Source organism: Streptomyces sp. NBC_00029 (assembly GCF_045160505.1).
In the GTDB taxonomy this organism is placed as follows: Bacteria; Actinomycetota; Actinomycetes; order Streptomycetales; family Streptomycetaceae; genus Streptomyces.
In genome coordinates this window covers 5,452,179-5,464,344 of record NZ_CP108292.1, presented here as the reverse complement: position 1 = coordinate 5,464,344, position 12,166 = coordinate 5,452,179, and the positions used below count along the sequence as shown (strand labels likewise).

The 12,166-nt window shown below is 71.5% G+C and carries 9 protein-coding genes; 3 read left to right on the top strand and 6 right to left on the bottom strand.

Translation table 11 applies throughout. The features are described from left to right. Positions 1-32: 32 nt before the first annotated feature. Both OG753_RS25675 and OG753_RS25670 read right to left on the bottom strand, forming a co-directional pair. Positions 33-2,720, bottom strand: a complete 2,688-nt coding sequence (locus OG753_RS25675) for a serine/threonine-protein kinase (protein ID WP_405790282.1) — start codon at positions 2,718-2,720, stop codon at positions 33-35. Between the two features lie 161 nt (positions 2,721-2,881). Then, entirely contained in the window at positions 2,882-4,588 is a 1,707-nt protein-coding gene (locus OG753_RS25670; protein ID WP_327264030.1) for a glycerol-3-phosphate dehydrogenase/oxidase, read from the bottom strand. A 229-nt stretch (positions 4,589-4,817) separates the two neighbouring features. Here OG753_RS25670 and OG753_RS25665 point away from each other — a divergent pair, with 229 nt between their 5' ends. Both OG753_RS25665 and OG753_RS25660 read left to right on the top strand, forming a co-directional pair. Then, positions 4,818-6,047 carry a nucleotide sugar dehydrogenase gene (locus OG753_RS25665; protein ID WP_327264029.1) on the top strand — a complete coding sequence of 410 codons (1,230 nt, stop codon included), beginning with the start codon at positions 4,818-4,820 and terminating at the stop codon, positions 6,045-6,047. A 118-nt stretch (positions 6,048-6,165) separates the two neighbouring features. Beyond that, positions 6,166-6,645, top strand: coding sequence for a hypothetical protein (locus tag OG753_RS25660; RefSeq protein WP_327264028.1), 480 nt, complete (start codon positions 6,166-6,168; stop codon positions 6,643-6,645). An 80-nt stretch (positions 6,646-6,725) separates the two neighbouring features. Here OG753_RS25660 and OG753_RS25655 read toward each other — a convergent pair whose 3' ends face one another. The 4 genes from OG753_RS25655 to OG753_RS25640 form a co-directional block, all read right to left on the bottom strand. Beyond that, positions 6,726-7,850 carry a GuaB3 family IMP dehydrogenase-related protein gene (locus tag OG753_RS25655; RefSeq protein WP_327264027.1) on the bottom strand — a complete coding sequence of 375 codons (1,125 nt, stop codon included), beginning with the start codon at positions 7,848-7,850 and terminating at the stop codon, positions 6,726-6,728. A 194-nt stretch (positions 7,851-8,044) separates the two neighbouring features. Continuing rightward, entirely contained in the window at positions 8,045-9,544 is a 1,500-nt protein-coding gene (gene guaB, locus OG753_RS25650) for an IMP dehydrogenase (protein ID WP_327264026.1), read from the bottom strand. Positions 9,545-9,737: 193 nt separating this feature from the next. After that, positions 9,738-10,367 carry a sigma-70 family RNA polymerase sigma factor gene (locus OG753_RS25645; RefSeq protein ID WP_327264025.1) on the bottom strand — a complete coding sequence of 210 codons (630 nt, stop codon included), beginning with the start codon at positions 10,365-10,367 and terminating at the stop codon, positions 9,738-9,740. A 359-nt stretch (positions 10,368-10,726) separates the two neighbouring features. Then, entirely contained in the window at positions 10,727-11,338 is a 612-nt protein-coding gene (locus tag OG753_RS25640; protein WP_003948568.1) for a response regulator transcription factor, read from the bottom strand. Between the two features lie 380 nt (positions 11,339-11,718). On the opposite strand from OG753_RS25640, the gene OG753_RS25635 reads away from it, so the two are divergent. Further along, positions 11,719-12,045: a WhiB family transcriptional regulator gene (locus OG753_RS25635; protein WP_327264024.1), complete on the top strand. Its 327-nt coding sequence runs from the start codon at positions 11,719-11,721 to the stop codon at positions 12,043-12,045. The last annotated feature ends 121 nt before the right edge of the window (positions 12,046-12,166 follow it).

Genomic DNA, 12,166 nt, shown 5'->3' with positions numbered 1-12,166 from the left:
GATACGTCGCCGGGGCCGCCCGCGTCCCGAGGTCAGCCGAGCGGCTGGAAGGTCTCGAAGGCGACGTTGCGCAACTGGGTGCACTCGGGGGCGTCCCACTGGTCGGCGGCGCAGCTGATCATGATCGCGTAGCCGTGCGTCGCGTCGAGCTTGAAGCCGCGGTTGAGCACCCGGACCTTGATCCCCTTCTGCTCCCGCTCGAACTCCCAGTCCGCGACGGTCGGGTAGCCCCGGTAGTCCACCGTGTCGATGCGGATCTGCCGGTAGCCGTTGCTGTCGCGCGCCACCGCGGGGGCCGCCTTGGCCCAGGCCAGGCGCGCGTCCTCGCCCGGCTTGTCGGTGTAGTCGACCTGGATCCGCGGGAATCCGCCGTCACGGCTGTATATGGCGCCGGAGTTCTCACCCGCCGTGGCCGTCTGCTTGAAGCCCTCGGGCATGGCCATCGTGAAGTGGAACCCGAAGTTCCGCTCCAGGAAGAAGCCCGCGGGGACCGCACCGCCGGCGCCGCCGGACGTGGCGCCCTGACCCTGGTTCGCGGCCGGGGTCTGCTGGCCCTGGCCCGCCTGGTCACCGGTGCCGGTGCCTGCGGTGCCGCTTCCGGTGCCGGTGCCGGTGCCGGCCGATTCACCGGTGTTCCCCGAGGGCTTCGGGGCCGTCCCCCCGGTCCCGCCACTGCCCGGGTCCTTCGGTGCCGAGGCCGCCGGGGTGGGCTGCTTGCCGCCCTTGCCCTCCTTCTTGGCGTCCTTGTCGTCGCCCAGGGAGTAGGCGATGAGCGAACCGACCACCGCCAGCACCACGACCACGGCCGCTATCGCCAGCACGATCGTGCGGCGCTGCATGACGTCCGTGAGCGGAGCCGGAACGGGGGACGGCTTGGACTTCGGGGACTCGGCGGCGGAGACGGCCGTGGTGGCGGCCGCGGCGGTCGCCGCCTTGCGGGCGGCCTTCAGCGCGGCGCGGGCCCGTTCGCGCTGCTCGCGCTCGCGCCGTTCGCGTTCCTTCTTCGCCGCCTTCTCGGCCGCCTTCTCCGCGGTGGCCTTCTCCGCGGCATCCTGGGCGTCCGCCAGGGAGATCTGCCGGGTCTCCTCGGCCGCCGGAGCCACCACGGGGGCCGGCCGGGGCTCGGGCGCCGCCAGTACGGCATTCAGCATCGCCCGGGCACGGCCGTCGTCGAGACGGTGGGCCGGGTCCTTGGCGAGCAGGCCGTAGATGACGTCGGTCAGCGGACCGGCGTTCTTCGGCGGGTCCACGGGCTCGGTCATCACCGCGGTGAGGGTCGCGAGCGCGGACCCCTTGTCGTACGGGGGCACCCCCTCGACGGAGGCGTACAGCAGGCCGCCGAGCGACCACATGTCGGCGGGCGGGCCGGGCTTCTGGCCGCGGGCGCGCTCGGGGGAAATGTAGGAGGGGGCGCCGACGAGCATGCCGGTGGAGGTGACGGAGGGGTCGCCCTCGACCTGCGCGATGCCGAAGTCGGTGAGGACCACACGGCCGTTGCCGGCGATCAGCACATTGGACGGCTTCACGTCGCGGTGCAGGATGCCCTGGCCGTGCGCGGCGCGCAGTACGTCGAGCACCGCGAGGCCGACCTCGGCGGCGCGGTGCGGGGTCAGGGGGCCGTTCTCCCGTATGAACTCGGCGAGCGAGGGGCCCTCGATGAGCTCCATGACGATCCACGGGCGGCCGTCCTCGTCGACGACGTCGTAGACGGTGACGGCGCCACCGCTGCGGATCCGGGCAATGGCCTTGGCCTCGCGGAGGGTACGGGTGATGAGGCGTCGCTTCTCGTCCTCGTCGACCCCGGTGCTGAAGCGGAGCTCCTTGACGGCGACGGTCCGGCCCAGGGTCTCGTCCTGGGCGCGCCAGACGGTACCCATCCCGCCCTTGCCGAGCACGGCACTCAGCCGGTACCGCCCGGCCAGCAACCGCCCCTCGTCCTGTCCGCCCTCGGCGGCCTTCGCGGCGGCGGCCTTGACGGCGGCGGCCATGGCATCGGCCTTCTCGACGACGGGATTGACCCCCGTCCTCACCACCGAACCCTCAGCCTTGGCCGCGGGCGCAGGAGCACCCTTGCCCAGCTCCGGCTTCGCGTCCCCGGCCCCTGCCTTCGCCGCGGGCGCAGGCTCGGCCTTGCTCAACCCGGGCTTCACGGCCGCAGGCTTCGCATCGTCAGGCTCCACCACAGGCTTCGCGCCCTCACCCTCGGACGCACCCTTGCCCAGCCCGGGCTTCGCGTCCTCGGGCCCGGCCTTGGCCGCGGGCGCAGGAGCACCCTTGCCCAGCTCCGGCTTCGCGTCCCCGGCCCCTGCCTTCGCCGCGGGCGCAGGCTCGGCCTTGCTCAACCCGGGCTTCTCGGCCGCAGGCTTCGCATCGTCAGGCTTCGCCTCAGGCGCCCCAGCCCCCTCGGGCTCGGCCGAAGTCTTCTCCCGCCCGGGCTTCGCCGCAGGCGACCCGCCCGGCTTCTCAGCGTCGGGCTTCGCGGCAGGCGACCCCGCAGGGCCGGTCCCCGGCTTCGCGTCCGCGGGCTCCGCCGCAGGCGCAGGCGCAGCCGCGACCACGGCGTCGGCCACAGGCTTCGCACCGTCAGGCTTCGCCGCAGGCGACCCCGCAGGCGATGCCGTACGGGTTCCGGAAGGCGCGCGGCCAGCCGAAGACTTCGCACTGTCAGGCTTCGCCGCAGGCGACCCCGCAGGTGACTCGGTGTGCTCCGGCTTCGACATGCGTCCCCTCTGCGATCCTGCCGCTGCTCCGCCTGCCCCGGCGGCTGAGCGACCCGGCGGCCGGGGCTCGTGATAACCCGCCCCGGCAGAACCCTCATTGTTCCTCACTCCGCAACGGACGGACGCCCCGGGTCTGCGGTTCCCCCCTCCGCATCCCGGAGTTACAACGGAACGATGTCGGGCGCCCCCAGCCGCGCCGCGTCCGCCGTCTGGTCGTCCGGCTGACGCTGCGATTCCCGCTCCGCCTGGACCCGCTTCTCGTAGTGCTCCACTTCCTTCTCGATCTGCTGCTTGTCCCACCCCAGCACCGGAGCCATCAACTCCGCGCATTCCCGGGCCGAGCGCGTCCCCCGGTCGAAGGTCTCGATCGAGATCCGGGTCCGCCGCGTCAGTACGTCGTCCAGGTGCCGGGCCCCCTCGTGCGAGGCCGCGTACACGATCTCGGCCCGCAGGTAGTCGTCCGCCCCGGACACCGGCTCCCGCAGCCCCGGGTCGGCGGCCATCAGGTCCAGCAGCTCCTCCGTCAGCGACCCGAAGCGGTTCAACAGGTGCTCCACCCGCACCACGTGAAGCCCCGTCCGGGCCGCGATCCTCGCCCGACCGTTCCACAGCGCCCGGTATCCCTCCGCCCCCACCAGCGGCACGTCCTCCGTCACGCAATCGGCCACCCGCTGGTCCAGCCCGTGCACGGCCTCGTCCACGGCGTCCTTCGCCATGACCCGGTACGTCGTGTACTTGCCCCCGGCGACCACCACCAGCCCCGGCACCGGGTGCGCCACCGTGTGCTCGCGCGACAGCTTGCTCGTCGCGTCCGACTCCCCGGCCAGCAGCGGCCGCAGGCCCGCGTACACGCCCTGGACGTCGTCGCGCGTGAGCGGCACCGCCAGCACCGAGTTCACGTGCTCCAGCAGGTAGTCGATGTCCGCGCTCGAAGCCGCCGGGTGCGCCTTGTCCAGGTCCCAGTCGGTGTCCGTGGTCCCCACGATCCAGTGCCGGCCCCACGGGATGACGAACAGCACCGACTTCTCGGTCCGCAGGATCAGTCCGGTGCTCGAATGGATCCGGTCCTTCGGTACGACCAGATGGATGCCCTTCGACGCCCGCACGTGGAACTGGCCGCGCTCCCCGATCAGCGCCTGGGTGTCGTCCGTCCACACCCCGGTCGCGTTCACGACCTGCTTCGCGCGGATCTCGTACTCGCCCCCGCCCTCCACGTCGCGCACCCGCGCGCCGACCACCCGCTCGCCCTCACGCAGAAAACCGATGACCCTCGCCCGATTGGCGCAGTGCGCCCCGTACGCCGCCGCCGTACGCACGAGCGTGGTGACGTAGCGCGCATCGTCCATCTGGGCGTCGTAGTACTGCAGGGCGCCGACCAGCGCGTCCTTGCGCAGCGCCGGCGCCACCCGCAGCGCGCGCCTGCGCGACAGGTGCCGGTGCACGGGCAGGCCGCGCCCGTGGCCGCTGGAGACCGACATCGCGTCGTACAGCGCGACGCCCGATCCGGCGTACAGCCGCTCCCAGCCCTTGTGCTGCAGCGGGTACAGGAACGGCACCGGCTTCACCAGGTGCGGGGCGAGGCGCTCCAGCAGCAGGCCGCGCTCCTTCAGCGCCTCCCGCACGAGGGCGAAGTCGAGCATCTCCAGATACCTCAGGCCGCCGTGGATCAGCTTGCTGGAGCGGCTGGAGGTGCCCGAGGCCCAGTCCCGCGCCTCCACCAGGCCGGTCGACAGGCCGCGCGTCACGGCGTCGAGGGCGGTGCCGGCGCCCACCACGCCCGCGCCCACCACCAGCACGTCCAGTTCCCGCTCGGCCATCCGGCTGAGGGCTTCGGCCCGCTGTGCCGGCCCCAGTGTCGCTGTCCTCACGGCTGCCTCCCGTTGGTGCGGATGAGATCCCGCTCACATGCCCCGTTCCACGATTCTGACCGCCCGCACCCACATCAGCCACCGCCTGTGGACAACACAACGGTGGCGTTCACTCCAGAATGCGACATATCTGTCATATATACGCCTAGTCTGACATTGCGCCAGCTCCCCTGCCCCCCGGAGAACTTGCGCGGCAGCCCCCTCATTTCAGGGAAGGGACGGCACCCCCATGCCCGCAGATCTCGCCGTCATCGGACTCGGCCATCTCGGCCTCCCGCTCGCCCAGGCGGCCGTCGCCGCCGGAATCGAGACGGTCGGCTACGACAGCGGTCCGGTCACGGACTCCACCCTCACCGCCGCCGAGATCCGCCGCATGTCGGCGGCCGGCTTCCGGATCACCACCAACCCGGCCGAGCTCGGCCGGGTCCGCACGGCCGTCATCTGCGCCCCCACCCAGCTCGGCGCCGATCGCGCACTGGACCTCTCCGCCGTCGGGGAGGCCGGCCACGCGCTCGCCGCCCGGTTGCGCGCCCACACCACCGTGATCCTCGAATCGGCCGTCCACCCGGGCGTCACCGAGGAGTACCTCCGCCCGATCCTCGAAGCGGGCTCCGGGCTGCGGGCAGGCCGGGACTTCCACCTGGCCTACTCCCCCAGCCGCCACGACCCGGGCAACCGCACGCACGGCATCTCCAACACCCCCAAGGTGATCGGCGGCCTCACGCCCGCCTGCACGGAGTCCGCGCACGCCTTCTACGCCCGCCTCACCGAGAAGGTGGTCCGCGCCCGCGGCCTGCGCGAGGCCGAGACCGTACAGCTCCTCGAGACGAACTACCGCCACGTCAACATCGCCCTCATGAACGAGATGGCGGTCCTCTGCCACGACCTCGGCGTGGACCTGTGGGACGTCATCCGCTGCGCGGAGACCAAGCCGTACGGATTCCAGGCCTTCCGCCCCGGCCCCGGGGTCGGCGGCCACGGCGTCCCCCTCGACCCGAACTACCTCCCCCACACCACGCGCACCCCGGGCCACCCCCTGCGCATGGTCGGACTGGCGCAGGAGATCAACAACCGGATGCCGCAGTACGTCATCCAGCGCTCCGCCACCCTGCTGAACGAGCACGGCAAGTCCGCCCGCGGGGCCCGCGTCCTGCTCCTCGGCGTCACCTACAAGCCCGACCTGGCCGACCAGGAGGGTTCCCCGGCCCGCGAGATCGCCAGCCGCCTCATCGACCTGGGCGCGCTGATCAGCTACCACGACCCGTACATCACGGGCTGGCGGGTCAGGGACCAGCCGGTCCCCCGTGCCGAATCGTTGTACGAGGCCGCCGCGAACGCGGACCTGACCATCCTGCTGCAGCACCACCGCACCTATGACCTGCAAGGACTTGCGGTGAAGGCCCAGTTGCTCCTCGACACCCGCGGCGCCAGCCCGGTGGGCGCGGCCCACCGGCTCTGAATGCCGGGAAATCCCCCCACGGATGTCCGGGGCTGCTGCTAGCCTGCGGCGTCACTTATCTCGCACATACGTCCCCCTGGACACGTGTGCCTGTGCATCCCTGGGGGGATCCGCCCGCATGAGCCAGAACATCCAGCCGCAGCCGCCCGCGCCCGACTCCTTCACCGCGGCCCCCGCACCGGCCCCGGCCCGCACCGGCAACATCGGCCTCGGCATCGTCGCCGCCGTCGTCGCGGCCCTGGTCGCGGCGGGCGCGTACGGCGGGATCATGAACGCCATCGACCGCGAGGTCGGCTACGCCGCGATCGGCGTCGGCCTCCTCGTCGGCCTCGCCGCCGGCAAGGTCGGCGGCCGCAGCCCCGTCCTGCCCGCGGTCGCCGCCGTGCTCTCGCTCGGCGCCGTCTACCTCGGCCAGCTCGTCTTCATCGCGCTGGCACTGGCGGACTACGGCAAGGTCGGCGTGGGCGACGTGCTCAGCGAGGTCGGCATCGGCGGCCTGACCGACATCTGGAAGGAGGGCGTGGACTTCATGTCCTACGTCTTCCTCGCCATCGGTGGCTTCGCCGCCTTCAGCGCGGCCAAGAAGCTCGGCGACTGACACCGGCCGCCGTTCACACATGCCGGAGGGCCGGCACCCCAGGTGGGGTGCCGGCCCTCCGGCGTGCGTACGGGAGACCGTCAGCGGCTGTGCTGCGAGTCCGCGATGGTGACCTCGACCCGCTGGAACTCCTTGAGCTCGCTGTAGCCGGTGGTGGCCATCGAGCGGCGCAGGGCGCCGAAGATGTTCATCGAGCCGTCCGGGGTGTGCGAGGGACCGGTGAGGATCTCCTCGGTGGTGCCCACGGTGCCGAGGTCGACCTTCTTGCCGCGCGGCACGTCCTCGTGGACGGCCTCCATGCCCCAGTGGTTGCCCTTGCCGGGCGCGTCGGTGGCACGGGCCAGCGGGGAGCCCATCATCACGGCGTCCGCGCCGCAGGCGACGGCCTTCGGGATGTCGCCGGACCAGCCCACGCCGCCGTCGGCGATGACGTGCACGTAGCGGCCGCCGGACTCGTCCATGTAGTCGCGGCGGGCCGCGGCCACGTCCGCGACGGCGGTGGCCATCGGGACCTGGATGCCGAGCACGTTGCGCGTGGTGTGCGCGGCGCCGCCGCCGAAGCCGACGAGGACACCGGCCGCGCCGGTGCGCATCAGGTGCAGGGCCGCCGTGTAGGTGGCGCAGCCGCCGACGATGACCGGGACGTCGAGCTCGTAGATGAACTGCTTGAGGTTCAGCGGCTCGGCGGCGCCCGACACGTGCTCGGCCGACACCGTGGTGCCGCGGATCACGAAGATGTCCACGCCGGCGTCGACGACGGCCTTGGAGAACTCGGCCGTGCGCTGCGGGGAGAGCGCGGCGGCGGTGACGACGCCCGAGTCGCGCACCTCCTTGATGCGCTGACGGATCAGGTCCGCCTGGATCGGCGCCGAGTAGATCTCCTGGAGACGACGGGTCGCGGACTCCTCGTCCAGCTCCGTGATCTCGTCGAGCAGCGGCTGCGGGTCCTCGTAGCGGGTCCACAGGCCTTCGAGGTTCAGCACGCCGAGGCCGCCGAGCTCGCCGATGCGGATCGCGGTCTGCGGGGAGACGACCGAGTCCATGGGGGCGGCCAGGAAGGGGAGCTCGAAGCGGTACGCGTCGATCTGCCAGGCGATCGAGACCTCCTTCGGGTCCCGGGTACGCCGGCTCGGGACGATGGCGATGTCGTCGAACGCGTACGCCCTGCGGCCGCGCTTGCCGCGCCCGATCTCGATCTCAGTCACGTGTGGTGGCCTTTCCTCTGGGTCTGCCCGTCCAGTATCCCCGAACGCCGGGGGCATGCGTTCCGGTGACCGCCGTACGGACACCATTGCGGCCCGCCGGCGGGCGGCGCGGCCCCGGGCCGGGCCCCCGCAACGGCGAGGAGCGGGCCCGGTTGCCCCGGACCCGCTCCTCGCGCTGGCTCTGACTGCGGCCGTTACCCCTTGCGGGAGTAGTTCGGCGCCTCGACCGTCATCTGGATGTCGTGCGGGTGGCTCTCCTTGAGGCCCGCCGAGGTGATCCGGACGAACCGGCCGCGGTCCTGCAGCTCGGGGACCGTGCGGCCGCCGACGTAGAACATCGACTGGCGCAGGCCGCCGACGAGCTGGTGCACGACCGCGGAGAGCGGGCCGCGGTAGGGGACCTGGCCCTCGATGCCCTCGGGGATGAGCTTGTCGTCGCCGCCCACGCCCTCCTGGAAGTAGCGGTCCTTGGAGAAGGAGCGCTGGTCGCCGCGGGACTGCATCGCGCCGAGCGAACCCATGCCGCGGTACGACTTGAACTGCTTGCCGTTGATGAAGAGCAGCTCGCCCGGGGACTCCTCGCAGCCCGCCAGCAGCGAGCCGAGCATCACCGTGTCGGCCCCCGCGACCAGGGCCTTGGCGATGTCGCCGGAGTACTGCAGGCCGCCGTCGCCAATGACCGGGACACCGGCCGCCTTGGCGGCGAGCGAGGCCTCGTAGATCGCGGTGACCTGCGGGACGCCGATGCCGGCGACGACGCGGGTGGTGCAGATGGAGCCGGGGCCGACGCCGACCTTGATGCCGTCGCAGCCGGCGTCGATCAGCGCCTGCGCGCCGTCACGCGTGGCGACGTTGCCGCCGATGACGTCGACGCCGGAATTCGACTTGATCTTGGCGACCATGTCGCCGACCAGGCGGGAGTGACCGTGGGCGGTGTCGACGACGATGAAGTCGGCGCCCGCCTCGATCAGGGCCTGGGCGCGCTCGTACGCGTCGCCGGCGACACCGACGGCCGCACCGACGAGCAGCCGGCCGCCCTTGTCCTTGGCGGCGTTCGGGTACTTCTCGGCCTTGACGAAGTCCTTGACCGTGATGAGGCCCTTGAGGATGCCCGCGTCGTCGACCAGCGGAAGCTTCTCGATCTTGTGGCGGCGCAGCAGCTCCATGGCGTCCACGCCCGAGATGCCGACCTTGCCCGTGACCAGCGGCATCGGGGTCATGACCTCGCGCACCTGGCGGCTGCGGTCCGACTCGAAGGCCATGTCGCGGTTGGTGACGATGCCGAGGAGCTTGCCGGCGGGGTCGGTGACCGGGACGCCGGAGATGCGGAACTTCGCGCAGAGCTCGTCGGCCTCGCGCAGCGTCGCGTCCGGGTGCACCGTGATCGGGTCGGTGACCATGCCGGACTCGGAGCGCTTGACCAGGTCGACCTGGTTGGCCTGGTCCGCGATGGAGAGGTTGCGGTGCAGCACGCCGACGCCGCCCTGACGGGCCATGGCGATGGCCATGCGGGCCTCGGTGACCTTGTCCATGGCGGCGGACAGCAGCGGGACGTTCACGCGCACGTTGCGCGAGATGAGGGAAGAGGTGTCGATCGCATCAGGCGACATGTCCGACGCGCCCGGCAGCAGCAGCACGTCGTCGTAGGTCAGTCCGAGCGTGGCGAATTTGTCGGGCACTCCGTCGGCGGTCATGACACCTTCCCAAATGGTCTTGCTCAGCGCGGATGTCCATGCTAACGGGATCCCGACGCGTCTCATTCCACGACCAAGGTCAAGCAGAAGTTTCGTCGTTTCCTACGATTGCGGCGCGTGACGGAAGCCCCGGTCCGGGGTCCGCACCGAGGGAGTCGGCACGGACCGTACGAGGGCACGGGCGCGCGGCCGCCTACTGCTCGGCGAGCGCCCGCAGCCTGCTGAGTGCCCGGTGCTGGGCGACGCGCACGGCCCCGGGGGACATTCCGAGCATCTGCCCGGTCTCCTCCGCGGTCAGCCCGACGGCCACCCTCAGCACGAGGAGCTCTCGCTGGTTCTCCGGAAGGTTCGCCAGCAGCTTCTTGGCCCAGGCGGCGTCGCTGCTGAGCAGCGCGCGCTCCTCGGGGCCCAGCGAGTCGTCGGGCCGTTCCGGCATCTCGTCGGAGGGCACGGCCGTGCTGCCCGGGTGCCGCATGGCGGCCCGCTGCAGGTCGGCGACCTTGTGCGCGGCGATCGCGAAGACGAAGGCCTCGAAGGGCCGCCCGGTGTCCCGGTAGCGCGGCAGCGCCATCAGGACGGCGACGCAGACCTCCTGCGCCAGGTCCTCCACGAAGTGACGAGCGTCACCCGGCAATCGCGAGAGCCGGGTGCGGCAATAGCGGATCGCAAGGGGGTGCACGAAGGCGAGCAGGTCGTGCGTGGCCTGCTCGTCGCCCTCCACCGCCCGGCGTACGAGCGCGCTGACACCCCCGGCACTGCCGCCTCTGGCGGCGCCGGTCGGGCCTGTGGCCGCGGGTGACCCCAAGGCCTCGTCGTCGCGCATCAATCCATGGTGCCTTGGCGCCGGAGCATCCGCGTCGCCGTGGCCCTTGTTGTGCATCGAAGCGTTATGAGCAGGTGCGCCGGAACCCATCATCTGCGCCCTCCCCTCCCGCTCGGCCGAATAGTCCCCGAGAGACTCCACACCCTCAAGGATGCGGCATCGCGCACGAAGCGAGACGTCCCCCGGATTGTGCCCCGCCAATCCCCGGGTGCGCACCGGGTACGGCGGGGGACGGGGCTACCCCGAATTCGAGAGACGGCGAGGGCGGCGCGCCGCCCCGTCCGCGGGTGCGGACGGGACCGCTCTCGAAGATCCGCGGCCTGCGGCGGACCGGGCGGGGCCCGGCCACGACCGGGAGGTCAGCGGACCAGACCCCAGCGGAAGCCGAGGGCCACAGCGTGCGCCCGGTCCGAGGCACCGAGCTTCTTGAACAGCCGACGGGCGTGCGTCTTGACCGTGTCCTCGGAGAGGAAGAGCTCGCGCCCGATCTCCGCATTGGACCGGCCGTGACTCATGCCCTCCAGGACCTGGATCTCGCGCGCGGTGAGCGTGGGCGCGGCGCCCATCTCGGCCGAGCGGAGCCGGCGCGGGGCCAGTCGCCAGGTCGGGTCGGCGAGTGCCTGGGTGACCGTGGCCCGCAGTTCGGCGCGCGAGGCGTCCTTGTGCAGGTAGCCACGGGCGCCGGCGGCGACCGCGAGGGCCACGCCGTCCAGGTCCTCGGCGACCGTCAGCATGATGATGCGGGCGCCGGGGTCGGCCGAGAGCAGTCGGCGGACCGTCTCCACACCGCCCAGCCCGGGCATCCGTACATCCATCAGAATCAGGTCGGAGCGGTCGGCGCCCCAGCGGCGGAGGACTTCCTCGCCGTTGGCAGCCGTCGTCACACGCTCGACGCCGGGCACGGTGGCAACCGCGCGGCGGAGCGCCTCTCGGGCAAGCGGGGAGTCGTCGCAGACGAGGACGGATGTCATGACCGCCCTCCGCAGCTGCTGATGCGCGTCACCTTGAGCCTCCAGGCTGGTACGTATCGTCACCTGTGCGGTCGATGCTCCCGGACACCTGTCCGAGAACTTGTTGGTTCAACCGCCTTCGCACTCTCAACGATGGTCACTCGAAAGAGTTACGGGTCGGACGGACACCTTCAGCACTCTACGTGAGGAAGCGATCACGGCGTAGGAGCCACGAGCTGCTTGTCCTCCATCTGGAGCTATGCCCTATTTGGCGGCTTTCCTTCCGTTTGGCACGTGTCTGAGGCTAGATTCCCAATGAGTCATATTTACATCTACTCCGACAGTAGGTGTGGAGACATGGACCGTATCCGCCTCAGTACCGGCACCAAGAGGGACTACCAATGGCAGATTTCTCCCGCCTCCCCGGACCGAACGCCGACCTCTGGGACTGGCAGCTGCTAGCCGCCTGCCGCGGGGTCGACAGCTCCCTCTTCTTCCATCCGGAAGGCGAGCGGGGCGCGGCCAGGAGCGCGCGCGAGGCCTCGGCTAAAGAGGTCTGCATGCGATGCCCGGTTCGTTCGGAATGCGCCGCGCACGCACTCGCCGTCCGAGAGCCCTACGGGGTGTGGGGCGGCCTGACCGAAGACGAGCGCGAGGAGCTGATGGGCCGCGCCCGGCATCGCCTGATCCCCGCGTCGAGTGCGATCGGACCGATCGCGCCGAGCTGAGAGCCCACCCGACGAAGCGTCCGAAGGAACGTTTCCTCGAATCACCGGCACACCCGGGCGTGTCGCCGCCCGGCCCGCGTTTCACACGTTCGGCCGTACCGGGCCGTCCGATGTGTCCGCC